Below are 25,156 nucleotides of genomic sequence, written 5' to 3'. Positions count from 1 at the left end.
CGGTTCAAAACGCGGCCAGCGTGAACTGCGGGGAGTGCGGGGGAGTGCGGGGTCAGAAACTGCGCAGCGCCGCCTCGACGACGGCGCGCTGGGTGTCCGCGGACGCGCCGCGGCGGGCGGCGACCCGGAGGCCGCCGAGGACGGTGAAGACGTACGTCGCGAGCCCGGCCGCGTCCTGCTCCGGGTCCACCTCGCCGGTGGCCTGCGCCGCCTTGACGGCGGTGGTCAGCGCGGCGAGCTTGAGCTCGTGGTCGCGGTCCAGGAGCTCGACGATCTCGGCGTCCTTCGGGCCGAGCTCGACGATCGTGTTGATCACGAAGCAGCCGGCCGGGTCGTCCGCCTCCGGCTCGACCGCCGCCCACAGGATCCGCCGGACGCGCTCGCGGATCGGCAGCCCGGCGTCCTGGATCACCTCGAGCTGGACGGCGGTGAACTGCGCGGTGTAGCGCCGGAGCGCGCGGTCGAACAGGTCGCGCTTGCTGCTGAAGGTGTTGTAGATGCTGCTCCGGCCGAGGCCGGTCGCCCGGCACAGGTCCTGGGTCGACGTGGCCTCGTAGCCGGCGGTCCAGAACACCCGCATCGCCGCGTCCACGGCGCGGTCCTCGTCGAACGTCCTCGGTCTCGGCATGGCGCCGACCCTAGCACGTTATGGACCAAACGTTCCAAAACGGGTCCGATAGCATCACCGGATCGAGGCGAGTGCCGGAGGCTCTTCGACAACGGAGCAGGCGCTCGCCTTCACTTGGGGGCACCGTCCATCGATGAAACGTGGGGAGCATAGTGAGGTTGCTGAGACCTGGGGTGCTGGCACTTGCCCTCGGACTGGTCGCGGGAGTCGCCGCGAGCGGACCGGCCATCGCCGAAGACACGAAGACCGTCTCGTACCGCGGCTATCAGGTGACCGTGCCGGCCGACTGGCCGGTCGTCGACCTGGCCGCGAACCCGACCGCGTGCGTCCGGCTCGACCAGCCGGCCGTCTACCTCGGCCGTAGTACGGAGCAGGCCAACTGCCCGGCGCACCTGGTCGGCCGCAGCTCGGGTCTGATCCTGGAGCCGCTGACCACCACGCAGCCGTCCACCGACGGCCTGTTGCGGCGCGCGATCACGGACGCGGGCGTGCTCGCGACGGCGTACTACGCACCGGGCGACGTGCAGTCCGCGAACGACGTGCTGAGCACCGGGCGCGTGGTGACGAAGACCCCGTCGGCCCGGGTCGCGCAGCAGACCGCCGCCGCTCCCACGATCGTTGCGACCGGCAACTTCGCGGGGCACGGGTTCGACGCCTGTACCGCGCCGTCGCAGTCGGCGATGGACGCCTGGCGCCCGACGTACCAGGGCATCGGCATCTACACCAGCGGCGCGCTGCGGGCGTGCGCGCAGCCGAACCTGACCTCCAGTTGGGTCGCCACCAATGCGAGCAAGGGGTGGCAGTTCCTGCTGATCGACGTCGGGCTGCAGGCGCCGTGCACGACGTACAAGAGCGTGATGTCGTCGCGTCCCGCGACGTCGTTCGTCCAGGGGAAGAACGCCGCGATCAACGCGGTCGCGGCCGCCGCGGCGCTGGGCTTCGCGCCGCGCAGCGCGATCTACAGCGACATCGAGGCCTACACGCCGACGGCGGCGTGTGACGCCGCCGTGGTGTCGTACCTGAGTGGCTGGACGCAGGAGCTGAACGCGCGCGGGTACCTCGGCGGCGCGTACGTCGCTGCCGCGTCGGGCGCCAAGGCCCTGGTCACCGCCTACCCGAACACGGCGTACACGCGACCGGACAACATCTGGGTCGCGCAGTGGAACCGGACCCCGGGCAAGATGTCGATCCCGGACAGCTACTGGAGCAATCACCAGCGCGTCCACCAGTACGACAACCTGACGGAAACCAACGGCGGCGTGACGATGAACGTCGACAAGAACTACCTCAACCTGACCGCACCGCCGCCGCCGGTCAGCAGCTTCGGTGTCACCGGCGGGGTCGGCGCCGCGGCGCTGCGCTGGACGAAGCCGGCGAACACGACGCTCGGCCAGATCATGGTGCGGAGCGCGCCGGGTTCGACGCCGCCGCAACTGGTGACGTCCGGTACGGCGGTCTACAACGGCACGGCCAGCATGTACACGCAGACCGGCCTCCCGAACTCCGCCAGCTACGCCTACCGGGTCTGGGTGAAGAACAGCGCGGGCAAGATCGGGCCGGGTGTCGACGTCCGGCTGGTCGGGTCGAAGGCGACGATCGGTGCGAGCGCGGCGTCGATCATGTACACCCGCGCGGTGACGCTGTCGACGGCGGTGAGCCGGCTCGACGGCGTGAAGCTGGCCGGCGTACCGGTGGTGCTGTACTCGAAGGCGAAGAATGCTTCCAAGTGGTCGACAGTTGGTACGTACACCTCCGACGCCAACGGGATCGTCCAGGTGTCGCAGAAGCCGACGGTGTCGACGTACTACATGTGGGGTTACAACGGCGGCGCCGGTGTCCTCGGGACGCGGAGTGCGGCGGCGCTGGTGCAGGTCTACCCGGCGCTGTCGGGGTACCTGACCCCCTCGGCGATCCGGCTCGGGAGCTCCGCGGTGCTCTACGGCTACCTGAACCCGCCGCACGCCGGGACGACGGCGTACCTGCAGCGGCGTTCCGGTACGACGTGGGTCGCCGTGACGACCGGGAAGCTGGCGACGAACGGCAAGTACGCGTTCGCCCTCAAGCCGACCGCCGTGGGGACGTACACGTACCGCGTCGTGTGGCTGGCGGACGCCGACCACCAGGGCACGCAGACGCCGTCGAAGGTCCTGACGGTCAGCTAGCTGCTGCCGGCGGCCAGGTTGGCCGCCGCACGTCGCGCGATCTCGATCGCGTGCGCCGCCAGCGGCGAGTGTGTGCGGCCGGCCTGCCACAACAGGAAGATCTCCCGGACCGGAAGCTCGGGGGACAGCGCGTGCAGCGCCAGCGTCTCGTCGGTTCGCAGTACGGCGAGACGCGGCGCGAGCGCGGCGCCCAGACCGGCACGGACCATCGCCAGCAACGCCTCATTGCCCTCGGTGCGGAACACGAACCGCGGGCGGATGCCGCGGGCGCGGAGGAAGTCCTCGACCGTGGCCTGATGGCAGATCGCCGGATGTGCCACCAGCGGTAGTTCGTCGAGCAGCTCGAGCGGGACCGGTCCGGCCGGGAAGTCCCCGGGCCGCGCGACCAGCAGGTACGGGTCGTCGAGCAGCTTGAGGTTCTCGATGCTGTCGTCGGTGCGGCCGTCGAAGAACATCAGGTCCAGCCCGGCGAGGTCCGGGGTGTCGGTCTCCTCCTCGAACAACCGGATGTCGCAGCCCGGATGCGCGTCCCGGAGCTCCCGGATCACCCGCGGCAGCAGCATGTTCGACACCGACTGGAACGTGCCGATGTCGATCCGGCTGTCACCCGCCCGGAACCGCTGGACCCCGTCGTCCAGCTCGTCGGCGCGGCGCAGGAGTTCCCGTGCGTGCCGCAGGACGACGTCTCCGAGCGGCGTGATCCGCACCGGCTTCGGCCCGCCCGGCCGGTCGAAGAGCGCACCGCCGGCGGTCTTCTCCAGGACGGCGATCTGCTGGCTGACGCTCGACTGGGTGTACCCGAGCCTGCGCGCCGCGCGGCCGAACGACCCCTCGTCGGCGACGGCGGCGAGCGTCGCCAGGTGACGCAACTCGTACATGCTCCGCACTGTATCGCTCATGGCGATCGATTTGATCAGAATCAATCGCTTTTCACGATCGCCTCGCGGCTTCTACGGTCGAATCATGACTACCGAGAAGCTCTACCAGGTCAACGGCGTCGAGCTCTGTGCCCAGACCTTCGGCGACCCGGGCGATCCGGCCGTCCTGCTGATCCACGGCGCGTCGGCGTCGATGCTGTGGTGGGAGCCCGAACTGTGCGAGCAGCTCGCCGCCCGCAGGCGCTTCGTGATCCGGTACGACCAGCGCGACACCGGCCGCTCCACGTCGTACCCGGTCGGCGAACCGGGCTACGCGATGAGCGACCTCGCCTCGGACGCAGTCGGTCTGCTGGATGCCCTCGGCATCGATCGCGCGCACGTGGTCGCCCAGTCGATGTCAGGCGGTACGGCGCTGTTCCTCGGGCTGGATCACCCGTCCCGCGTCGCCTCGCTGACCTTCGTGTCGACCACGACCGGCGACGACGGACTGCCGCCGCCGTCGGAGTCGATGCCCAGGCTCGGTACGCCGGACTTCGCCGACCACGCCGCCGTCGAGGAGTACGTCGTACGGTCGATCGAGGCCGAGGCAGCGGGACACTTCAAGGAGGCGTCCGCGCGTGCGCTGGTGCGGGCGGACCAGGCGCGGGCGCGGGATTACGAGGCCTCGTTGACGAACCATTACGCGATGGCTTTCGACAGCCCGCGCAACGGCGGGTTCGGCGACCTCACGCAGCCTGTGCTCGTGGTGCACGGTGACAAGGATCCGTTGCTGCCGTTGCCGCACGGCGAGGCCTTGCGCGACGCGGTGCCTGGTGCTCGGCTCGTCGTGATGCCGGGCATGGGGCACGGCCTGTCCGCGCCGTACTGGAGTGAGTTCGTGGACGCGCTGGTCGATCACACCGAGGAGCGATGATGAAGTTCGCCGTGTGGATTCCGCTATTCGACGAGTTGTCGGACCCGCTGGAGGTCGCGCGGCTCGCGGCGGCGGCCGAGGAGGCCGGGTGGGACGGGTTCTTCCTGTGGGATCAGCTGTGGTGGCGGGCGCCGATCCGCGAGGTGTCGGATCCGTGGATCACGATGAGCGCGATGGCCACGGCCACCGAGCGCCTGTGGATCGGTCCGATGGTGTCGCCGATCGCGCGCCGGCGGCCGACCAAATTGTTGCGGGAGACAACGACGCTCGACCGGCTGTCGGGCGGCCGGCTGATCCTCGGGGTCGGGCTGGGCAGTGACCGGTTCGCGCAGGAGTACTCCAAGACCGGCGAGGAACTCGACGACCGGGTCCGGGCCGAGCGGCTGGACGAGACCCTGGACATCCTCGCGGCCGGCTGGACGGGGGAGCCCGTGCGGCACCACGGCAGGCACTACCTGGTGGACGACGGACAGTTCCTGCCGCGGCCGGTGAACGGGCGGGTGCCGGTGTGGGTGGCGGGGTTCCCGGGCAAGGCGAAGCCGGTCCAGCGGGCGGCGCGGTACGACGGGTTCTTCCCGGTGAACCTGACGTCACCCGAGCAGGTCGCCGAGCCCGCAGCCGTACTACGGTCCGTGCGCGGCAGCCTGGACGGCTACGACATCGCGGTGGCCCTGGAGCCGGCGGCCGATCCGCGTCCGTACGCCGAGGCGGGCGCGACGTGGTGCCTCACGGACACCGATCCGGAGACGTTGCGGCTGGCCGACGTACGGGCGCTGGTCGCCGCGGGACCTTCGCGGTAACCGGGACGTGTGCTGGGGCGGTGCCCGGGTACCGGCGCGAGGAAGTGCTCATCGAAGGGAGACTGTGATGCCTGACCGCAAGATCGCGTTCCTGGTCGCTGCCGAGGGGATCGAGCGGGTGGAACTCACCGAGCCCTGGAAGGCCGTGGCCGACGCTGGTTACGAGCCGGTGCTGCTGAGCCCGGAGAAGGGCGAGGTGCAGACCTTCAACCATCTGACGGCGGCCGAGAAGGCGACCGTGGACCAAGCCGTGGGGGACGCGTCGGTCGACGACTTCGCGGCCCTCGTGCTGCCCGGCGGCGTCGCGAACCCGGACGCGCTGCGGACGGACGCGAAGGCGGTCGCGTTCGTGAAGTCGTTCATGGACTCGGGCAAGCCGGTCGCGGCGATCTGCCACGCGCCCTGGACCCTGGTCGAGGCCGACGTGGTGCGGGGGAAGCGGATGACGTCGTGGCCCAGCCTGCAGACCGATCTGCGCAACGCCGGAGCCGAATGGGTCGACGAAACCGTCGTCACCGACGGCAACCTGATCACCAGCCGGAAGCCCGACGACCTGCCGGCTTTCAGCAAGACGCTCCTGGGCGCCCTCGGCTGACGGGGTGTTGCTCACGCATCCCTGGGTGTCTAATCGAAGGGATGCGGTAGTACGGGAGGTCGCATGGCCAGTGTCAGTGGGCATGCCGGAGTCACCGAACGCACCGGACCGACCGCGGCGGAGGTAGGCCGGCGGCCGCTGGGCCAGGTGCTCGCCCGGCTGTTGTCGACGACCGACCACAAGGTGATCGGCCAGCTGTACCTCGTCACGTCGTTCGCGTTCTTCCTGATCGCCGGCGTGATGGCGCTGATCGTCCGCGCCGAGCTCGGCGAGCCGGGGCTGCAGATCGTGAACGAGGAGGTCTACAACCAGCTCTTCACTATGCACGGCACGATCATGCTGCTGCTGTTCGCGACCCCGCTGTTCGTCGGGTTCGCCAACGTGATCATGCCGGTGCAGCTCGGGTCGCCGGACGTGGCGTTCCCGCGGCTGAACATGTTCAGCTACTGGCTGTTCCTGTTCGGCGGCCTGATGACGCTGTCCGCGTTCCTCACGCCGGGCGGGGCGGCCGACTTCGGCTGGACGGCGTACGCCCCGCTCTCGACGGCCGAGCGCTCACCGGGCGTCGGTGGCGACCTGTGGATCATGGGCCTGTGGATGGCCGGTCTGGGCACGATCCTCGGCGGCGTCAACTTCGTCACCACGATCATCACCATGCGCGCGCCCGGGATGACGATGTTCCGGATGCCGATCTTCTGCTGGAACGTGCTGATCACGTCGATCCTGGTGCTGATCGCCTTCCCGATCCTCGCCGCCGCGCTGCTGATGCTCGAATCGGACCGGTTGCTCGGCTCCCAGGTCTTCACCGCGGCGCACGGCGGCGCCCTGCTGTGGCAGCACCTGTTCTGGTTCTTCGGTCATCCCGAGGTGTACATCATCGCGTTGCCGTTCTTCGGCATCATCACCGAGATCCTGCCGGTCTTCAGCCGCAAGCCGATCTTCGGCTACTTCGGTCTGGTCGCCGCGACCCTCGCGATCGGGCTGCTCTCGATCGCGGTCTGGGCGCACCACATGTTCACCACCGGAGCCGTGAACCTGCCGTTCTTCTCGTTCATGACGTTCCTGATCGCGGTGCCGACCGGGGTGAAGTTCTTCAACTGGATCGGGACGATGTGGGGCGGGTCGGTGTCGTTCGAAACGCCGATGCTGTGGGCGGTCGGCTTCCTGGTGACGTTCCTGTTCGGCGGGCTGACCGGGATCATCCTGGCGTCGCCGGCGCTCGACTACCAGTTGAACGACACGTACTTCGTGGTCGCGCACTTCCACTACGTCGTGTTCGGGACAGTGGTGTTCGCGATGTTCGCCGGGTTCTACTTCTGGTGGCCGAAGCTCACCGGGCGGATGCTCGACGAGCGGCTGGGCAAGCTGCACTTCTGGCTGCTGTTCATCGGCTTCCACACCACCTTCCTGGTCCAGCACTGGCTGGGGGTCGAGGGGATGCCGCGACGGTACGCCGACTTCGGTGCGAACGAGGGCTTCACGACGCTGCACCAGGTGTCGACGATCGGCGCGTTCATTCTCGGGGTCTCGACGCTGCCGTTCCTCTACAACGTGTACAAGTCGCGGCGCAGTCCGCGGGTCGAGGTGGACGATCCGTGGGGCTGGGGCCGCTCGCTGGAGTGGGCGACGAGTTCTCCGCCGCCGCGGCACAACTTCGAGCGGCTGCCGCGGATCCGGTCGGAGTCGCCGGCCTTCGACCTGCACCACCCGGAGCTTGCGCTGACGGCGGACGAACGGGAGAAGGTCCCTCCTCAGGCGAGTCGCTGAAGGAGCCGAAGCAGCTGGCGCTCGGTCTGCTGGGGCGGGGGACTCGTGGACGCGAGCAGCTCGAGGGCCTGGGTGTAGGTCTCGACGTCGTCGCGCTTGTCCAGGTACAGCGCGCTGGTCAGATGCTCGAGGTAGACGATGTCGGGCAGGTCGCGCTGCGGGAAACGCAGCAGGCTGAACGCACCGCCGGTCGCCGCGTGGCCGGAGCTTTCGAGCGGGATGATCTGGACGGTGACGTTCGGCCGGGTGGTCGCTTCGAGGAGGGCGTCGAGCTGGTCGCGCAGCACCGCCGTACCGCCGATCGGTCGGCGGAGGACGGCCTCCTCGATCACGGCCCACAGCTTGAGGGGCGGCTCGCGGTCGAGTGCTCGCTGGCGGCGGGTGCGGAGCGCGACGAGGCGTTCGATCTCGCTGTCCGGGCGGGTGCCGCTGGGACCGAGGCGGGCGACGGCGCGGGCGTAGTCGGCGGTTTGCAGCAGGCCCGGGACGAACTGGATCTCGTACGTGCGGATCAGCTCGGCGGTCGCCTCGAGCCCGAGGTACGCGTCGAACCACTCGGGCGTGACGTCACCGTACCGATGCCACCAGCCCGGATCGTTCGCCTCGCGCGCGAGATCCAGCAGCCGGTCCCGCTCGTGCGCCTCGTGCACGCCGTACAAGGTCAGCAGATCGGCGACATCCCGCTCCTTGAACCCGACCCGCCCGAGCTCGAGCCGGCTGATCTTCGACTCCGAGGCGCGGATCGCCCACCCGGCGTCCGTGCGGCTGACCCCGGCGCGCTCACGCAGCTCCCGCAGATGACCGCCCAACATCATCCGCAACGCCGTAGGCCCCACCACACTTCGCCCCGCCATGAGTCAAGTCTACATCATTTTCGAACAGATGTTCGCCTCGCGGTGCTCGATGTCGTGGCTCTGCTGAACGCCGCGCAGGAGCGGTCGCTGGCGAGCTGGTGGACCTCGGCGCTGTTGGTGGCGTGCTGTCTGCTGTCGATCGCCGCCGCTCGGCTGGCCGGTTCCGCCGACGGCCGGTCGCGACGTCGATCGCGGGCGCGCTCGGCATGGAGGTCGTGAACGTCCTGCTCACCGAAGCCGGCGCGCGGTACCTGTGGCGGCACGTCGCGATGGCCGTCGAGGAGACGGCCGAGATGGTCGGCGTGGTGATCGTCCTGCTCGGCGTCCTGACCGCCGTACGCGTGCGCTGGGCCGATCGTCAGCTGACCGTGGACTACGACGCCGGCCGCTGAGCTCGGCCTGTCAGTCGCGGAGGTACTCGCCCCGCCAGCGGCTGATCGTGGGGTCGGCGGGGCTGGGTGACTGTGTCAGTTGGATCAGGCGGAGGTCAGGGGTGGTGAAGGAGTGCATGGTCGCGCGCGTCAGGGGCCAGGGCGGGCCCTGGATGGCCTCGTCGGGTTCGTCGTCAGGGCGTGCCGCGGCGACGACGAGGAGCGTGCCGCCGGGGCCTACCAGCTCGGTGACCTGTTTGATCGCGGCGGGCTGTAGCGAGATCGGCAACGCCTGCACGGTGTAGATCTCGACGACGAGGTCGAACGCGCGGTGCCAGTCCGCCGGCGGGTTCAGCAGGTCGGCGACGACGTACTGCACCTCGGAGTCCGGGTGGTTGCGCCGCGCGGTCTCGACGGCGGTGGGGGAGATGTCGAACGCCGTCGTGGCGTACCCGCGGTCGGCGATCAGCTCGGCGTCCCAGCCAGTGCCCGCGCCGACGACCAGCGCGGACTTGCCGGCTCCGTCCGGCTGCGACTCCTCGGCCCACTCGATCAGCAACTGGTGCGCGGTCCCGCGGTCCCACGGCACGACCGCGGCTCCCTCGGCCGCGGCGGCGTACAGGTTCTCGAACCAGCCGGTCGGGTCGTCGCGGTCGAGCGACTCCTTCGCGATCCGCCGGGACACGACATCGGGGTCCTCAGCCATCGTTCTCCTCCATGTCGGGTCCGAGATGGATCGCGCGCACCGTCTGCACGGTATCAACGTCGGCCGCCGTCTTGTCCTCGCGATACCGCAGCACCCGCGCGAACCGCAGCGCCATACCGGCCGGGTAGCGCGGCGAGGTCTGCACGCCGTCGAACGCGACCTCCACCACCACCTCCGGCTTGATGTGGACGGCCCAGTCGTCCCGTCGTACGGCGAGCTCCTGGAAGCGCTCGGTCTGCCAGCGCAGCAGCTCGTCCGTCAGCCCCTTGAAAGTCTTCCCGAGCATGACGAACTCGCCGGTGTCCTCGTCCCGCGCGGCCAGATGCAGGTTCGACAGCCAGCCCGTACGGCGCCCGTGGCCCCACTCCGCGGCGAGCACGAGCAGGTCGAGCGTGTGCGTCTGCTTGACCTTGACCCACCCGGACCCGCGCCGCCCGGCCTCGTACGGCACGGTCAGCGACTTCACCATGACGCCCTCGTGTCCCCGCCGTACGGCGTCCGCGAAGAAGGCCTGTCCCGCGTCGGCGTCGTCGGTCACGAGCCGCGGGATCCGTCGCTCCTCGGGCAGCAGCTTCGACAGCCACTCGTGCCGCGCCGCACCGTCCAGGCCGAGGAGATCCTGGCCGTCCTGGTGCAGGATGTCGAAGAAGTACGGCGTCAGCGGCACGGTCTCGGGCCCTGTCGCCGCACGCGTCGCCGTCCGCGAACCCGTGACCTGGAACGGCTCCGGCCGTCCGTCGGCCCGCAGCGCGATCAGCTCACCGTCCAGCACCACCTGCTGCGCATCCAGCGCCAGCATCGCGGTCACGACCTCGGGCACGCGCCCCGTGATGTCGTCCAATGTCCGCGTGTAGACGACCACCTTGTCGCCGTCCCGGTGCGCCTGGATCCGGATGCCGTCGAGCTTCCACTCGAGTGCGGCCGGCGTACCCGTCTTGGTCAGCGCCTCCGCCACCGTGGTCGCCGACTGCGCGAGCATCGGCTGCACCCCGCGCCCGACCTCGAGCCCGAACTGCGCCAGCCCGGCCTCGCCTTCGGTCAGTACGGCGACCGCGACCGGAGCGGCCGCCCCGCGCAGCATCGCCGCGGCGCGGATCTTGCTCAGCGCGATGCCCGTCGCCCGCGCGACCGCGTCCGCCATCACCCCGTCGAGAGCACCCTGCCGCAGCTCACCGCCGACGAGCAGCCGCAGGAACCGTTGCTCGTCCGCCGTCGCCCGCCCGAAGAGATCGTCCACCGCGGCCCGGCGGCGCGCCTGCACGCCCGCCCCTGACATCTCCGCCAACGCCGCGAAGGCGCCGTCGACCTCCTCGACCGTCAGCGAGGGCACCTCGGCCGGCTCGGGCGCGTCCATCAAGGTCCGCCAGCCGACCCCGGTCCGCCGCTGCCGCAGCTCGCCGGACAGGTACGTGACCACGATCTCGATCTCGGCGGGATCGGTGGCCTTGGACAGCAGCCCGGCGATGAACTCGGCCTTCTTCAGCCGCGACCGGGTCCCGGCCAGCGCGGTCGACGTCTCGACCACCTCGGTGAGCAACATGCCCTCAGTCTCCCGCAAGCCACCGACAACGCCCGGGACCTGCCGCGGAGCCTCAGGGAGCGGGCGGCAGGTCGTCGAGGAAGTCCGCGGTGGGGGTGAAGAACAGCGAGCCGGTGACCGCCGTCGAGAAGTCGAGCAGCCGGTCGTGGTTGCCCTCGGGGACGCCGATGAACATCCGGCGGAGCATCAGCTCGGTCACCGCCGGCGTCTTCGCGTAGCCGATGAAGTACGTGCCGAACTCCTGCGTGCCGACGGTGCCGAACGGCATGTTGTCGCGCAGGATCTGCAGCTCGTTGCCGTCCTCGTCCTCGACGACGTTCAGCACGATGTGCGCGTTGCCCGGCTTCTTGGCGTCGTCGAGCTCGATGTCGTCGAGCTTGGTCCGGCCGACGGCAAGCTCCTGCTGCTCGACGGTCAGCGAGTTCCACGCCTTCAGGTCGTGCAGGTACTTCTGCACGATCACGTAGCTGCCGCCGCGGAAGTCCGGGTCCTCGTCGCCGATCAGCACGGCGGCCCGGGCCTCGGCGCCGGCCGGGTTCTCGGTGCCGTCGACGAAGCCGAGCAGGTCGCGCATCTCGAAGTACTTGAAGCCGTGCACCTCGTCGACGACCGTCGCGGCGCCGTCGAGGATCTTCATGATCTGGCTGGCCAGCTCGAAGCACTGGTCCTGGTGCGCGGCGCGGATGTGGAACAACAGGTCGCCGGGGGTGGACGGCGCGTGGTGGGTGGCGCCCTTGAGCTCGACGAACGGGTGCAGCTCGGCCGGGCGCGGGCCGCTGAACAGCCGGTCCCACACGTCCGAGCCGATGCTGGTGACACAGGACAGGTTGCCGGCCGGGACCCGGAAGCCGACCGAGCGGACGAGCCCGCTGAGGCGTTCGAGCAGGTCGCGGGTGCGCTCCTCGCCGCCGTCCTCGACCTGCACCACGAGGAAGATGGCCGAGCCGCTGAGCGGCATCAGGACGGACTGCGGCAGCGCTTCCGTCACCCGCTTCGTCTCCGGCATCGGATCACTGACCACCGTGTTCTCCCCTCGTCGAGTTGGCCCGATCTTCTAGAGTCCAGTCATGGACCCGCAAGAACCCAGGCCGGCTCCGCGGCCGGGCCCATCCTCCCAGCCGGGGCAGTATCCACCGCCGCCACCCCACCCCGGCGCGTACCCGCCCCCAGGTCCGTATCCTCCGTACCCCCAGCACCCCCAGCAGCAGTGGGGCGCTCCGGGACCGTACCCGCAGCAGTGGGGCGGCCCAGGACCGTACCCGCAGCAGTACGCCCAGCGGGAGCCGCGGACCGTCGAGGCCCCCAGCGGTACGCCGTTCCACCGGCTCGCGCGCACCGCGAAGCACCGCTGGTGGCGTCCGATCGCCGGCACCCTCGTCCTGGGCACGCTCGCCGTGACGCTGATGTGGATCGTCACGGCCGCCTGGGTGATCGCGCACGAACTCCTCGGCGGCCCCAGCCCGCAACCCGACGGCGCGAACCTGTTCCCGAGCGACACCGAGAACCTCGCCTTCAACCTCGTCCTGCTCGGCGTCCTGACCCCGCTCGTCGGGCTGGTCGCCTGGATCATCCAGCGCCGCCCGTTCTGGAGCGTCGCCTCGGTGCTGAACCGGATCCGCTGGCGGTGGCTGCTCTGGTGCTCCCTGCCCGCCCTCGGGTACGTCGGCCTGTCGATCGTGACGAGCATCGTCGTCGACCCGGTGTTCCCGCCCGAGGAGTCGACCGGGAACACCGACACCGACGGCTCCTGGGTCGGCTGGGCGGCGTTCGTCGTACCGGCGCTGCTCATCCTGCTGCTGGTGCCGTTCCAGTCGGCGGCGGAGGAGTTCGTGTTCCGTGGCTGGCTGGTGCAGGCGGTCGGCGCCTATGGCCCGGACAGCCCGGAGGGTCGCGGCGGCGTACTGCGGAAGGTCTTCCGGTCGCCGTGGCCCGGCATCGTCGTCGGCGGCGTGGCGTTCATCTCGGCGCACGGCTACACCGGCTGGGCGATGGTCGACGTGTTCCTGTTCGCGGTGACGGTCGGCTGGCTGACCGTGCGCACCGGGGGACTGGAGGCGGCGATCGCCGTACACGTGACGAACAACCTCTTCGCCTTCTTGTTGCCGGCGGCAACTGGTGGGCTGAGCGACTGGGACGAGCAGGGCGGCGCGCCGTGGACGCTGCTCGCGGCCGACCTGCCGTGCCTGGTGTTCTACGCGTACGCGATCACCTGGATGGCGCGCCGGCGGGAGATCCAGCGGCTGAGCTGAAAAACAGGCGAGAACTGTCGGTCGGCTCTGGCAGGCTGTGCCGCGTGACGAACGCGAAGATCGAAGCCGTCCTGTTCGACTGGGGCGGCACGCTGGCCACCTGGCACGACATCTCCCTGCACGAGACCTGGCGCGCGGTGAGCGCCGTGCTCGACGAGCCCAACGCCGACGTACTGGCCGCGCGACTCGTCGAGGCCGAGGGCTCGGTCTGGCGGCGGTCGCGCGACGAGCATCGCAGCAGCACGCTCGAGGAGGTGTGCCTGCTGGCCGAGATCGAGCTGACCCCGGCCGCCCTGGCGGAATACGAGCGGCAGTGGGACCCGCACACCGAGCTCGAGCCGGACGCCGTGGAGACGCTGCAGGCGCTCCGGGCCCAGGGCCTCAAGCTCGGCGTGCTGTCGAACACGATCTGGCCGCGCCGGCGGCACGAGGAGATCTTCGCCCGCGACGGCGTACTCGAGCTCCTGGACGGCGCCGTCTACACGAGCGAGATCCCGCACACGAAGCCGCATCCGGAGGCGTTCCTGGCGGCGATGCGCGCGGTCGGGGTGTCCGAGCCGTCGCGCTGCCTGTTCGTCGGCGACCGGCTGTTCGACGACGTCTGGGGCGCGCAGAACGTGGGGATGCGGGCCGCGCACCTGCCGCACAGCGCGATCCCGCTCGAGCAGATCGGCCACACGGAGGGTACGCCGGACGCGACCGTCCAGCGGCTGTCCGAGCTGCCCGCGCTGATCGACACCTGGAACGCGGCAGCCGCCTAGCGGATTCACCAGGTCCGGTTCGCGACCGGACGCCGCGGCACCGTCGCGTCATGTGCGCGACGCGCTACGGCTAGCGACTCGTCACCGGACCTGGTTAACGTCCAACCTCCTGGCCAACCGCTCTTGGAGGTTTCTGACATGTTCATCTCCCGCCGCCGGTTCGCGGCGCTCGCCGCGACGGTCGCCGCCGGCCTGACACTCGCCAGCGGGGTCTCGCAGGCGGTCTCGACCGGATCCACGGAGTCGACCCGGTCGACCGGCACCAGCGAAGCGGCCGCCGTCACCGACGGCCCGCTGCACGTGATGTCCTACAACCTGCGGTACGCGAGCAACACGCCGCCGAACACCTGGGCCGACCGGCGCCCGGTGATGCGTGAGCAGCTCCGCGAGGCCCGCCCGCAGCTGATCGGCACGCAGGAAGGCCTGTACTCCCAGTTGCAGGACATCGCCGCCGACCTCGGTCCGGCGTACGACTCGATCGGCCTCGGCCGGGAGAGCGGCAGCAAGGGGGAGTTCATGATGATCTTCTTCGACCAGCGCCGGCTGCAGCCGCTCGAGTACGACCACTTCTGGCTGTCCGACACCCCGGCGGTCATGGGCTCGAAGACGTGGGGCGGCTGCTGCGCCCGGATGGTGACGTGGGTCCGCTTCCTCGACAAGACGACGTCGAAGCAGTTCTACGCGGTCAACACGCACCTGGAGGCGTTCGACGCGACCGCCCGGTCGAAGTCCGCGGACCTGATCCTGCAGAAGGTGGCCGCGTTCGACCCGACGGTGCCGGTGATCATGACGGGCGACTTCAACGAGGCCGCGAAGGCCGGCGTGCCGGTGTACGACAAGCTCGTCACCAGCGGGAAGTACACCGACAGCTGGGTGACGGCCGAGGAGCGCAGCGCCTTGTACGCCACGTTCCACGGCTACAAGCCGCTGACGCCGAACGGCAACCGGATCGACTGGATCCTCACCACACCGGGCCTGCGGGTCGAGAAGGCGAGCATCAACACGTTCAGCAAGGACGGGCAGTTCCCGAGTGACCACCTGCCGGTCGAGTCCTGGATCCACCTGGGCTAGCGCCGAAAGGACCCCCGGGCCGGGTCTCGGCTCGGGGGTCCTGGAGGGGTTTCGGGGTATTCGGTCGTACTGCGTTACGCGGCCAGCGTCGGGTCTGCCAGCAGGCGCAGGCGGCCCAGCGCCTCACGCTCGATCTGGCGCACCCGCTCCGCGGAGATGCCGTGCACCGCGCCGATGTCGGCCAGCTTGGCCTGGCGGCCGTCGTGCAGGCCGTAGCGGCGGCGGATCACGTCCGCGGACCGCGGGTCGAGCTGGTCGACCAGGCTGAACAGGCCCGACCGGTCGGACGCGTCGGCGACCAGCTGGTCCGGACCCGGCGCGGTCTCGGCCGCGATCAGGTCACCCAGCGAGGTCTCACCCTCGTCGTCCACCGGGCTGTTCAGGCTGATGTGGTCCCGGCCGATGCGGATCAGTTCGGTGACCCGCTCCTCGTCCAGGTTCAGCTCGGCCGCGATCTCGTCGATCTCCGGCTCGCGCCCGAGCTTGCGCTCCAGCGTCCGCCGGGCGGACCCGATCTGGTTCAGCTGCTCCACCACGTGCACCGGCAGCCGGACCACCCGGGCCTGCTGCGCGATACCGCGGGTGATCGCCTGCCGCACCCACCAGGTCGCGTACGTCGAGAACTTGAAACCCTTCCGGTAGTCGAACTTCTCCACCGCCCGGATCAGCCCCGTGTTGCCCTCCTGGACCAGGTCCAGCAGCGGCATCTGGGACCGCCCGTAACGGCGGGCGATCGACACCACGAGCCGGAGGTTCGCGGTCACGAACCGCTGCTGCGCGCGCCGGCCCTCCGCGGCCAGCCACTCCAGCTCCTCCTCCGTGGCATATTTGGGCGCTCCGCCCTTCTTACGTCCAACCCGCCCCTCGGCCAGCAGTTGCTCCGCGAGGAGTCCTGCCTCGACCGTCTCAGCGAGCTCGACCTCTTCCTCAGCCGTCAGCAGCGGCGTGCGAGCGATCTCTTCGAGGTAGAGACCGACGCTGTCCTTGCCGTCGATACCGTCGTCCGTCGTGCGGACACGAGTCGTGCGAGCCACCGAAACTCCCTTCGTCGTTACATGGAGAGCAACGCTCGAGTAGGGTTCAAGATTCCGGTACCAGTGTGTAAACACCCTGAAGGTTCCCTGAGAGTTCCCGGCAGCGAAAACCGCCGGGGAAACCGGTGTCCCGGGGCATTGCCGACCATTTCGGCGCAACACTCCGGGACACAACCTGAGAATCCGTACAGAAATCCGTCGTTCCGGTGCCCCGGATGTGTTGCACAACACACGTCCGGGGCAGGAAATTCCCGGCCGTTCAGCTGAGTCCGAGGACGTCCAGCTCCCAGGCGAGCGAGTACGCGATCTCCCGCCAGGCGTCGTACCGGCCGCTGCGGCCGCCGTGCCCGGCCTCCATCTCGGTCTTCAGCAGGACGTCGGAATCGCCGGCCGCGGTGGCCCGCAGTTTCGCGACCCACTTCGCCGGCTCGACGTAGAACACCCGGGTGTCGTTCAGGCTGGTGATCGCCAGGATCCGCGGATAGCGCTGCGCGGTGACGTTCTCGTACGGCGAGTAGGACTTCATGTACGCGTAGACGTCGGGGTTCTCGAGCGGATTGCCCCATTCCTCCCACTCGATCACCGTGAGCGGCAGCGACGGGTCGAGAATCGTGGTCAGCGCGTCCACGAACGGGACCTCGGCCACGATCCCGCCGAAGGCCTGCGGCGCGAGGTTCGCGACCGCGCCCATCAGCAGGCCGCCGGCGCTCCCGCCCTGCGCGACGATCCGCTCGGGCTTCGTCCAGCCGGCCTGCACGAGGTGCTCGGCGGCCGCGACGAAGTCGGTGAACGTGTTGCGCTTGGTGAGCATCTTGCCGTCGTCGTACCAGTGCCGGCCGAGCTCGCCGCCGCCGCGCACGTGCGCGATCGCGAACACCACGCCGCGGTCGAGCAGCGACAGCCGCGGGATCGAGAACCAGGGGTCGACCGAGTGCTCGTACGACCCGTACCCGTACAGCACGACCGGCGCGTTCCCGTCCTTCGCGACGTCCTTGCGCGCGACCATCGAGATCGGCACCTGCGTCCCGTCCGGCGCCGTCGCCCATTCGCGGTACTGCGTGTAGTCGCTCGTGTCGACGCCGCCGAGCACGGGCTGCTGCTTGAGCAGCCGCCGCTCGCCGGTCGCGACGTCCACGTCGTACGTCGAACCGGGCGTGACCAGCGAGGTGTAGCCGAAGCGGTACCGGGTGTCGTGCCACTCGTCGTTGCGGCCGGGGGAGACGGTGTAGATCGGCTCCTCGAACTCCAGCACCTCGGGAGCGCCGAAGCCGTCGCCGGTACGCCGCATGATCGCGAGCTCGGTGAGCGCGTTGCGCCGCCGGTACAGGATGACGTGGTCGGCGAACGCGTCCGCGCCGAGCAGCCGGCTGGTCTCGTCGCCCTCGAGCAACGTGGTCCAGTCGCCGGGGGCGTCGAGCGGTGCGGAGGCCAGCGAGAAGTTGGCGGCGTCCGCGTTGTGCGTGATGAGCAACTGGTCGCCGGCGTGCTCGACGTCGTACTCGACGCCCTCGCGGCGCGGCGCCACCACGACCGGGTCGCCCGCCGGGTCGTTCGCGTCGAGCAGCCAGACCTCGCTGGTCAGCTTGCTGCCGAGCGCGATCATGATCGCCTGCTCGTTGCGGGTCAGGTCGACACCGACCCAGAACCGCTCGTCGGTCTCCTCCATCACCAGGACGTCGCCAGAATCATTCCCAGGACTGCCCAGCGCGTGCCGCCAGACCTGGTACGGCCGCCAGGCGTCGTCGACCTTGGTGTAGAAGATCGTCGACCCGTCCGCGGACCAGGCCGAGCCGTAGTGCACCTCGGGCAGCTCGTCCGGCAGCAGCTCGCCGGTCTCCAGGTTCTTGATCCGCAGCGTGAAGCGCTCGTCGCCCTTGAGGTCGACGGAGTACGCCAGCAGCCGGCCGTCGGGGGAGACGTCGACGGTGCCGAGCGAGAAGAACTCGGAGTCGCCGGCCACCTCGTTGCCGTCGAGCATGACCTCCTCGCCCGCGATCTCGCCGTCGGTCGCGGGCGGCTGGTCACCGGCCACCTTGACCCGGCAGTGCAGCGCGTACTGCTTGCCCTCGATCGTGCGCGAGTAGTACCAGTAGCCGCCGCGCCGCGCCGGGACGCTCAGGTCGGTCTGCAGGGTGCGGTCCGAGATCTCCTTGAAGATTGCCTCGCGCAACGATTCCAGGTGCGCGGTGCGGGCCTCGGTGTAGGCGTTCTCGGCCCGCAGGTAGTCCAGCACCTCGTCGTTCGTCTTGTCCCGCAACCACTCGTAGTCGTCGACGAACGTGTCGCCGTGGTGGGTCCGCTCGACCGGCTTCCGGGCGGCGACGGGCGGCGTAACAGAAGAGTTCGGGGAAGAAATCTCTGGCATGCGGCGAGACTACCCGGACGCGCTCAGATCCCGTACGTCGCGACGACCGGGGCGTGATCGCTCCACCGCTGGGCGTACGTCGGCGCCCGGTGCACCACGCAGTTCCGGGCCAGCGCGGCGAACTCCGGGGACGCGATCTGGTAGTCGATCCGCCAGCCGGCGTCGTTGTCGAAGGCCTTGCCGCGCCACGACCACCACGAGTACGGGCCCGGGCCGTCGCCGCCGAAGCGGCGGCCGAGGTCGACCCAGCCGGCCTCGAACAGCCGGTCCATCCAGGCGCGTTCCTCGGGCAGGAAGCCGCTCTTCTTCCGGTTCGCCTTCCAGGCCTTCAGGTCGACCTCGCGGTGCGCGATGTTCAGGTCGCCGCACAGCAGCACGTGCCGCCCGTCCGCGCGCAGCTCGCCGAGCCGGTGCGTGATCGCGTCCAGGAACGCGTACTTCTCCTCCTGCCGCGGCGGCGTCTCGAACTCCCCGGTGAAGACGTATGTGCTGATCGCGGTGAGCAGCGAGCCGTCGGGCAGCGCCACGTCCGCCTCGACCCACCGCCCGCTGCCGATGAACCGCTCCGGCCCGATCTCACCGCGCTCGTCCTTGATCGGCCGCCGGCTCGCCACTGCGACCCCGGCCCGGCCCTTGTGCCCGTCGATGGCCGGCTCGGCGTGGGCGATGTGCCAGTCACCGCCGAGGGCCTCCCGCAGTACGTCGTCCGGCGCCCGGACTTCCTGCATCAGCAGCAAATCCGGGTCGGTGTCCCGCAGCCAGGGCCCCATGCCGCGCCGGAAGGCGGCCCTGATCCCGTTCACGTTCACCGTGGCAACCGTCAGCACGTGCGAACCCTATCCTCTGGTGTGCCCGGGCTTGACGACCATCAGCACCAGGACGATCAGCCACAGCAGCCCGAAGATCCCGCTCGTCATCGACAGCAGCTTCGCCTTCGAGAGCAGGCCGCCGCGCGCTTCCGCCGTACCGCCCGCGACCGCGAGGACGGCGGACTGGGCGGGCACGACCAGGAACGCGAGCACCAGCGCGGCGGCCAGCGTCAGCACGATCGAGACGATCAGCCAGGCCTCGTCCATCACCTGCATGCCGCCGGCCACCGCGAACCCGAAGACCGGTACGGCGAGACTCGCCCACGCGTAGACCCGGGTGATCCGGTGCAGCACGTCCAGGCCGCCGGGCTGCGGAGTCTCCGCGGCCAGCATCCGGCGCGCGAGCGGCGGGAACATGCTGGCCGCGACGGTCACCGGGCCGACGCACAGGATCGCCGCGAGGATGTGGACCGTCAGGAAGAACTTGTTCATCACGCTCATTCGGAGGTCGGCTCGAGGCTGGTGGTCGAGAGGATCGCGTCCAGCGAGTGCTCGCACAGGTGCTCGAGAGCGTCCGGCGACACGGTCGGGTTGTCGATCCACACCAGCAGGGTCTGCTCGACGTAACCCTGCCAGCCGTGGCAGGCGAGCTCGACGACGGGGGTGACCTCGATGCCACGCTCGGCGACCGCGGCGATCACCCACTCGCTGAACACGCGCCGCAGGTCCGAGTGCAGCGCGCGGATCTCCGGGTCGCCGGCCGCGGACATCAGGAGCGTGGCGCGGTAGAGCTGCGGGGCTTCGAGGACGGCGCGCACGAACGCGCGGATCCCGGAGCGCAGCCGTTCGGCCGGGGGCAGCGCCGGGTCCGGCGCCGTCCGCAGCATCACCTCGGCGGCCGCCTCCTCGATGACGGCGTACTGGAACTTCTTCTTCGAGCCGAAGTAGTGGAACAGCAACGCGGGGGAGACCCCGGCCTCGGCGGCGACGAGCTCGACCGTGAGCTCGCGGTGCGGGTCCGCGAGCAGCACCCGGCGCGCGGCCGCGAGGATCTGCGCCCGCCGCTCGCCGGGCCGCAGCCGGGCGCCGGAGGAAGAGGTCTGGCTCATACCGACAGTCTATTGAGTATTCGGTCAACAAGCACTTACTGTTGAGTACCCACTCAACAAGCCTGGAGGTCCCGATGCGTCCGTTGGCCGGTCAAGTCGTGCTCATCACCGGCGCCTCCCGGGGGATCGGCGCCGCGGTCGCCCGGAAGCTGGCGCAGGACGGCGCGAAGCTCGCGCTGGTCGGCCTGGAGCCCGACGAGCTGAAGAAGGTCGCTGAGGACTGCGGCCCGGACGCCGGCTGGTGGGAGGCGGACGTGACCGACGCCGACTCGCTGCGGGCGGCCGTCGAGGGGATCGCGGCGCGGTACGGCCGGATCGACGTCGTGATGGCGAATGCCGGGATCGCGGCGCCGGGCTTCACCCGGAGCATGGACCCGAAGGCGTGGGAGCGCGTCATCGACGTCAACCTGCTCGGTGTCTGGAAGACGGTCAACCTGACCTTGCCGTACCTGCTCGAGAGCAAGGGCTACCTGCTGCTCGTGTCCTCGCTGGCCGCGATCGTGCACATCCCGGGTCTGGCGTCGTACAACGTGGCGAAGGCCGGTGTCGAGGCGATGGGCGACACGTTGCGGCCGGAGCTCAAGCATCTCGGTGTCCGGGTCGGCGTCGCGCACATGACGTTCGTCGACACCGACATGGTGCGCGGTGTCGACACGCACCCGGTGTTCGGCAAGGTGCGGACCGGGATCCCGCTGGTGAGCAAGACGTACTCGCTGGAGTTCGCGGTCGGCAAGTTCGTCGAGGGCATCCGGAAGCGGTCGCGGACCGTCCACGTGCCCGGCTGGATCGGCGCATTGAAGGTGGTGCGCTGGGTGCTTCCGCACGTCATCGAGGCGGGGTCGCGGTTCAGCGTGCCGAAGGCGGACAAGGCGGCGCTCGCCGACATCCAGACCCGCGGTGCCGAGGCCTCGTCGCGGCCGACCGGCGCCGGGGGACAGGCCGACGCGGTGAAGGCTTCGCGGAAGTGACCCGGATGTACGACGTCGTGCTGCTGGGTGCCTCGGGCTTCACCGGCGCGCTCACCGCGGAGTACCTGGCGAAGAACGCGCCGGACGGCCTGCGCTGGGCCGTTGCCGGACGCAACAAGTCGAAGCTGGAGCGGTTCGGCCGGGACGTGCTGTACGCCGACGTCACCGACCCGCGGTCGCTGCGCGAGCTGGCCCAGTCCACCAAGATCGTCGCCACCACCGTCGGACCGTACGTCCAGTACGGCGAACCGCTGGTCGCGGCCTGCGCCGAGGCGGGGACCGCGTACCTCGACCTCACCGGCGAGCCGGAGTTCGTCGACCGGATGTACGTGCGCTACCACGAGCGCGCGACCCAGACCGGCGCCCGGATCATCCACGCGTGCGGCTTCGACTCGATCCCGTACGACCTCGGCGTGCAGTACACCGTCGAGCAGTTGCCGGAGAACGTGCCGATCAAGGTCGACGGTTTGCTGCGGGCGGGCGGGCGGCCGTCGGGCGGGACCTTCCACACGGCGATCACGGCGTTCTCGCGACCGAAGCAGAACCTGGACGCGCATCGCGCGCGCCGAGCGGCCGAGGTGCGGCCGGTCGGCCGGAGGGCGCGCGCGGTGCCCGGCAGCATTCATCGCCAGCAGGGCTTCTGGGCGGTCCCGCTGCCGACCGTCGACCCGCAGATCGTCGGGTACTCGGCGCGGCTGCTCGACCGCTACGGGCCGGACTTCCGCTACTCGCACTACGCGGCCCTGAAGCACCTGCCGACTGTTGCCGCGGGCATCGGTGGTGTCGGCCTGCTGGTGCTGGGCGCGCAGATCCCGCCGGTCCGCAACGCGCTGCTCAACCGCCTGCAACCCGGCGACGGGCCGAGCGCCGAGCAGCGGGCGCGGTCGTGGTTCAACGTCCGCTTCGTCGGGCGCGGTGGCGGCAAGCAGGTGATCACCGAGGTCGCCGGACGTGACCCCGGGTACGACGAGACCGCGAAGATGCTCGGTGAGAGCGCGCTGTGCCTGGCGCTGGACGACGTACCGGAGACGGCCGGCCAGACGACGACGGCCGCGGCCATGGGACCTGCGCTGCGCGAGCGGCTGGTGAAGGCGGGGATGACCTTTGCGACTCTCGAAGTCGACAGTTACTAGCGCGGACGGGACGCGCTTGGCCGTCTACGACTACGGCAACCCCGACGCACCGCTGCTGATCTGCGTCCACGGCTACCCGGACAACGCGTCGCTGTGGGGGCCGGTCGCCGAGCTCCTCGCCGACGACTTCCACGTCGTGACGTACGACGTACGAGGAGCCGGCGAATCCGACCACCCGAGCACCACGCCGGCATATTCCCTGGACCGCCTGCAGAATGACTTCGAAGCAGTCGTCGACGCGGTGACACCGGCCCGGGCGGACACGCCGCCGGCCCGGGCGGGGGAGCCGGTGGCGCGGGCGGGGGAGCCGGTGGCGCGGGGCGTGCATGTGCTCGCGCACGACTGGGGATCGATCCAGGCGTGGCACTTCGTCACCGACCCGGCCCTGCGAGGCCGCATCGCGTCGTTCACCTCGATCTCAGGGCCATCGCTCGATCATGCCGGGTACTTCATTCGCCGGCTCAACCGCGCAGTTGTCCGGCAACTGGTGCACTCCTGGTACATCTTCTACTTCCACCTGCCCTGGCTCCCCGAACGCGGCTGGCGCCGAGGCTGGGCGCACCGGGCCTTCAACCGCCTGGAGAAGCAGCAGCCGGACGACAACCGCGCGCTCGGCGACTACGTCAACGGCATGAAGCTCTACCGCGCGAACGTCATCCCACGCCTGCTCCGGCCCGCGGAACGGCGTACCGATGTCCCCGTCCTCGCGGTCTCGCCGGACCGCGACCCCTTCGTCACCACGCCGCTGCAGACCGATGTCGCCCGCTGGGCGCCGAACCTGACGGTGCGGGTGGTCAGGGGTACCCACTGGATGCCCCGGAACGATCCCGGACTTGTCGCCGAACTCGTACGGGATCACACCCGTCAGCTGGCACGCTGGGAGACATGAAGACGCTTCTCAACCTGATCTGGCTGGTGCTGGCCGGGTTCTGGCTGGCGGTCGGGTACGCGGTCGCCGGGATCATCTGCTGCGTGCTGATCGTCACGATCCCGTTCGGCATCGCGTCGTTCCGGATCGCCGGGTACACGCTGTGGCCGTTCGGGCGGACCATCGTCGACAAGCGCAGCGCCGGCGCGGGCGCCGTGCTCGGCAACCTGATCTGGATCGTCTTCGCCGGCTGGTGGCTGGCGCTCGGCCACCTGGTCACCGGGATCGCGCTGTGCCTGACGATCGTCGGCATCCCGCTCGGCGTCGCGAACTTCAAGCTGATCCCCATCTCACTGGTCCCGCTCGGCAAGGACATCGTCCCGACGAACCAGTCGTTCGCGTGAGGTCCCTGACCGTCCTCGGCTCCTGCGGCGCCTGGCCCGAGGCGGGCCGGGCCTGCGCGGGTTTCCTGCTCGAGTACGACGGTTTCCGGGTCGTCCTCGATCTCGGGTACGCCGCCCTGCCGCGGCTGCTGGAGCACTGCCCGCGCGGCGAGGTCGACGCGGTCGTGGTGACACACCAGCACCCGGACCACTGTGTCGACGTCAGCGGTCTCGCCAGGGTCCGGTACTACGACGCGCCCGACGCGCCCCCGATCGCGCTGCACTGTGCTCCGGGCGTTCTCGACGTACTGCGTGCGCTCGAGCCGCATCCGGATCCGGCCGAGGTGTTCGCCGTACGGGACTTGGCGTCGACCACGCGGATCGGGCCGTTCGACGTACTGACCGTGGAACTGCCGCATTACAAGACGAATCTCGGTGTGCGGTTGAGTGCGCCGGGGGTCTCAGTCGCCTACACCGGGGACAGCGGGCCGTCGCCTGAGCTGCGGCGGCTGGCCGAGGGGACCGACCTGTTCATCTCGGATGCCACGCTGCAGGGCGAGCCGCCGCGGACCGAGCCGCGGTACGTCATGACGGCCGGTGAAGCGGCCCAGGGTGCGCGGGGAGCGCGGCGGTTGTTGCTGACGCACTTCTGGCCTGGGTCGGACCGGTCAATCTCTGTCGCGGAGGCGTCGCAAGTGTTCGACGGTGAGGTGATCGCCGCCGAGGAGGGGCTGACGCTAGCGCTGTGAGCTGTTGGCGACGTGTTCGGCGAACCTGCCGAGTGCGTAAGGCCAGACCTGGCGGAAGTTCTCCCGGTAGGCCTCGCCGGCCTCGCCGTGCCGCTCCCAGCCGCGATGGGCGACGCGGACGCTCGACCCGTCGAACGTCACCTCGACCTCGCTCGCGTCCTCGGCACGGGGGACCGGCACCCGGTCCGGCCCGATCTGCCAACTGAAGACGAACCGCCGCGCGGGCTCCCAGACGAGCACCCGTCCCCAGTCCCACTGCAATCCGTGCGGTCCGAGCTCGTACAGCACGCCGTCGAGGATCCCGATGTCGGTCAGCAGTTCCGCACCCGACCAGGAGAACTCCGGCGGCCACCAGCGACCGAACTCGTCGGTGAACAGCTCGAACGCGACAGCGGCGGTCGCCGGCACCTCGATCTCCGCGGTGAGTTCGTCCACGACCGGCA

Annotated in this window: 26 protein-coding genes; 14 read left to right on the top strand and 12 right to left on the bottom strand. The window is 70.0% G+C overall.

Going from position 1 to position 25,156, the window contains the following annotated elements:
- Positions 1-52: 52 nt before the first annotated feature.
- Positions 53-628 (bottom strand): TetR/AcrR family transcriptional regulator, encoded by a 576-nt coding sequence (locus ABN611_RS33520; RefSeq protein ID WP_350276293.1) that lies wholly within the window; start codon positions 626-628, stop codon positions 53-55.
- Positions 629-786: 158 nt separating this feature from the next.
- On the opposite strand from ABN611_RS33520, the gene ABN611_RS33515 reads away from it, so the two are divergent.
- Positions 787-2,790 carry a DUF1906 domain-containing protein gene (locus ABN611_RS33515; protein WP_350276292.1) on the top strand — a complete coding sequence of 668 codons (2,004 nt, stop codon included), beginning with the start codon at positions 787-789 and terminating at the stop codon, positions 2,788-2,790.
- On the opposite strand, the gene ABN611_RS33510 is transcribed toward ABN611_RS33515, so the two are convergent.
- Positions 2,787-3,668: a LysR family transcriptional regulator gene (locus ABN611_RS33510; RefSeq protein ID WP_350276291.1), complete on the bottom strand. Its 882-nt coding sequence runs from the start codon at positions 3,666-3,668 to the stop codon at positions 2,787-2,789. The genes ABN611_RS33515 and ABN611_RS33510 overlap by 4 nt on opposite strands.
- Positions 3,669-3,753: 85 nt before the next feature.
- On the opposite strand from ABN611_RS33510, the gene ABN611_RS33505 reads away from it, so the two are divergent.
- From ABN611_RS33505 to ctaD, 4 genes are all read left to right on the top strand, one after another.
- Positions 3,754-4,581, top strand: a complete 828-nt coding sequence (locus tag ABN611_RS33505; protein ID WP_350276290.1) for an alpha/beta hydrolase — start codon at positions 3,754-3,756, stop codon at positions 4,579-4,581.
- Entirely contained in the window at positions 4,581-5,381 is an 801-nt protein-coding gene (locus ABN611_RS33500; RefSeq protein ID WP_350276289.1) for an LLM class flavin-dependent oxidoreductase, read from the top strand. The genes ABN611_RS33505 and ABN611_RS33500 overlap by 1 nt, the downstream gene beginning before the upstream one ends.
- Positions 5,382-5,448: 67 nt before the next feature.
- Positions 5,449-5,976 (top strand): type 1 glutamine amidotransferase domain-containing protein, encoded by a 528-nt coding sequence (locus ABN611_RS33495; RefSeq protein ID WP_350276288.1) that lies wholly within the window; start codon positions 5,449-5,451, stop codon positions 5,974-5,976.
- 63 nt (positions 5,977-6,039) lie between these two features.
- On the top strand, positions 6,040-7,743 hold the full coding sequence (gene ctaD / locus ABN611_RS33490) for a cytochrome c oxidase subunit I (protein ID WP_350276287.1): 1,704 nt from the start codon (positions 6,040-6,042) through the stop codon (positions 7,741-7,743).
- Here ctaD and ABN611_RS33485 read toward each other — a convergent pair.
- Positions 7,728-8,597 (bottom strand): helix-turn-helix transcriptional regulator, encoded by an 870-nt coding sequence (locus ABN611_RS33485; protein ID WP_350276286.1) that lies wholly within the window; start codon positions 8,595-8,597, stop codon positions 7,728-7,730. The genes ctaD and ABN611_RS33485 overlap by 16 nt on opposite strands.
- Before the next feature lie 122 nt (positions 8,598-8,719).
- Here ABN611_RS33485 and ABN611_RS33480 point away from each other — a divergent pair, with 122 nt between their 5' ends.
- On the top strand, positions 8,720-8,989 hold the full coding sequence (locus ABN611_RS33480) for a hypothetical protein (protein WP_350276285.1): 270 nt from the start codon (positions 8,720-8,722) through the stop codon (positions 8,987-8,989).
- A gap of 10 nt (positions 8,990-8,999) precedes the next feature.
- Here ABN611_RS33480 and ABN611_RS33475 read toward each other — a convergent pair whose 3' ends face one another.
- Genes ABN611_RS33475 through ABN611_RS33465 form a run of 3 tightly spaced genes read right to left on the bottom strand, consistent with a single transcriptional unit; the run spans position 9,000 to position 12,235 of the window.
- Entirely contained in the window at positions 9,000-9,674 is a 675-nt protein-coding gene (locus ABN611_RS33475; RefSeq protein WP_350276284.1) for a class I SAM-dependent methyltransferase, read from the bottom strand.
- Positions 9,667-11,214: an ATP-dependent DNA ligase gene (locus tag ABN611_RS33470; protein ID WP_350276283.1), complete on the bottom strand. Its 1,548-nt coding sequence runs from the start codon at positions 11,212-11,214 to the stop codon at positions 9,667-9,669. The genes ABN611_RS33475 and ABN611_RS33470 overlap by 8 nt, the downstream gene beginning before the upstream one ends.
- Before the next feature lie 52 nt (positions 11,215-11,266).
- Positions 11,267-12,235, bottom strand: coding sequence for a Dyp-type peroxidase (locus ABN611_RS33465; RefSeq protein ID WP_350276282.1), 969 nt, complete (start codon positions 12,233-12,235; stop codon positions 11,267-11,269).
- A gap of 46 nt (positions 12,236-12,281) precedes the next feature.
- Between ABN611_RS33465 and ABN611_RS33460 the strand changes: the two genes are divergently transcribed.
- The 3 genes from ABN611_RS33460 (at position 12,282) to ABN611_RS33450 (ending at position 15,295) form a co-directional block, all read left to right on the top strand.
- Positions 12,282-13,463, top strand: a complete 1,182-nt coding sequence (locus ABN611_RS33460; protein WP_350276281.1) for a type II CAAX endopeptidase family protein — start codon at positions 12,282-12,284, stop codon at positions 13,461-13,463.
- A gap of 44 nt (positions 13,464-13,507) precedes the next feature.
- Positions 13,508-14,224, top strand: a complete 717-nt coding sequence (locus ABN611_RS33455) for an HAD family hydrolase (protein ID WP_350276280.1) — start codon at positions 13,508-13,510, stop codon at positions 14,222-14,224.
- A gap of 138 nt (positions 14,225-14,362) precedes the next feature.
- Complete coding sequence (locus tag ABN611_RS33450) at positions 14,363-15,295, top strand: endonuclease/exonuclease/phosphatase family protein (protein ID WP_350276279.1); 933 nt, start codon at positions 14,363-14,365, stop codon at positions 15,293-15,295.
- Positions 15,296-15,369: 74 nt separating this feature from the next.
- Here ABN611_RS33450 and ABN611_RS33445 read toward each other — a convergent pair whose 3' ends face one another.
- The 5 genes from ABN611_RS33445 to ABN611_RS33425 all read right to left on the bottom strand — a co-directional run bounded on the left by ABN611_RS33445 (position 15,370) and on the right by ABN611_RS33425 (position 20,612).
- Complete coding sequence (locus tag ABN611_RS33445) at positions 15,370-16,329, bottom strand: sigma-70 family RNA polymerase sigma factor (protein ID WP_350276278.1); 960 nt, start codon at positions 16,327-16,329, stop codon at positions 15,370-15,372.
- Between the two features lie 259 nt (positions 16,330-16,588).
- On the bottom strand, positions 16,589-18,694 hold the full coding sequence (locus ABN611_RS33440; protein ID WP_350276277.1) for a S9 family peptidase: 2,106 nt from the start codon (positions 18,692-18,694) through the stop codon (positions 16,589-16,591).
- Between the two features lie 23 nt (positions 18,695-18,717).
- Positions 18,718-19,521, bottom strand: a complete 804-nt coding sequence (gene xth / locus ABN611_RS33435; RefSeq protein ID WP_350276276.1) for an exodeoxyribonuclease III — start codon at positions 19,519-19,521, stop codon at positions 18,718-18,720.
- Positions 19,522-19,530: 9 nt separating this feature from the next.
- Positions 19,531-19,995, bottom strand: a complete 465-nt coding sequence (locus ABN611_RS33430) for a hypothetical protein (protein WP_350276275.1) — start codon at positions 19,993-19,995, stop codon at positions 19,531-19,533.
- A 5-nt stretch (positions 19,996-20,000) separates the two neighbouring features.
- On the bottom strand, positions 20,001-20,612 hold the full coding sequence (locus ABN611_RS33425; RefSeq protein WP_350276274.1) for a TetR/AcrR family transcriptional regulator: 612 nt from the start codon (positions 20,610-20,612) through the stop codon (positions 20,001-20,003).
- A gap of 74 nt (positions 20,613-20,686) precedes the next feature.
- Here ABN611_RS33425 and ABN611_RS33420 point away from each other — a divergent pair, with 74 nt between their 5' ends.
- The 5 genes from ABN611_RS33420 to ABN611_RS33400 are packed head-to-tail and all read left to right on the top strand — an operon-like array spanning position 20,687 to position 24,713.
- A complete protein-coding gene (locus ABN611_RS33420; RefSeq protein WP_350276273.1) occupies positions 20,687-21,580 on the top strand; it encodes an SDR family oxidoreductase in 894 nt (297 codons plus the stop codon).
- Positions 21,581-21,585: 5 nt separating this feature from the next.
- Positions 21,586-22,713, top strand: coding sequence for a saccharopine dehydrogenase NADP-binding domain-containing protein (locus ABN611_RS33415; RefSeq protein WP_350276272.1), 1,128 nt, complete (start codon positions 21,586-21,588; stop codon positions 22,711-22,713).
- The gene (locus ABN611_RS33410) at positions 22,685-23,602 is read left to right on the top strand and encodes an alpha/beta fold hydrolase (protein ID WP_350276271.1); all 918 of its coding nucleotides are present in this window, start codon (positions 22,685-22,687) and stop codon (positions 23,600-23,602) included. The genes ABN611_RS33415 and ABN611_RS33410 overlap by 29 nt, the downstream gene beginning before the upstream one ends.
- Positions 23,599-23,985: a YccF domain-containing protein gene (locus ABN611_RS33405; RefSeq protein WP_350276270.1), complete on the top strand. Its 387-nt coding sequence runs from the start codon at positions 23,599-23,601 to the stop codon at positions 23,983-23,985. Before ABN611_RS33410 ends, ABN611_RS33405 begins: the two co-directional genes overlap by 4 nt.
- Positions 23,982-24,713, top strand: coding sequence for an MBL fold metallo-hydrolase (locus ABN611_RS33400; protein WP_350276269.1), 732 nt, complete (start codon positions 23,982-23,984; stop codon positions 24,711-24,713). The genes ABN611_RS33405 and ABN611_RS33400 overlap by 4 nt, the downstream gene beginning before the upstream one ends.
- On the opposite strand, the gene ABN611_RS33395 is transcribed toward ABN611_RS33400, so the two are convergent.
- A complete protein-coding gene (locus tag ABN611_RS33395) occupies positions 24,702-25,148 on the bottom strand; it encodes an SRPBCC domain-containing protein (RefSeq protein ID WP_350276268.1) in 447 nt (148 codons plus the stop codon). The two genes, ABN611_RS33400 and ABN611_RS33395, sit on opposite strands and share 12 nt — an antisense overlap.
- Positions 25,149-25,156 lie beyond the last annotated feature (8 nt).

It is taken from the genome of Kribbella sp. HUAS MG21 (assembly GCF_040254265.1).
GTDB lineage: Bacteria > Actinomycetota > Actinomycetes > Propionibacteriales > Kribbellaceae > Kribbella.
Note: the sequence above shows the minus strand (reverse complement) of the source record. Positions and strands in the feature narration are given on the sequence as shown.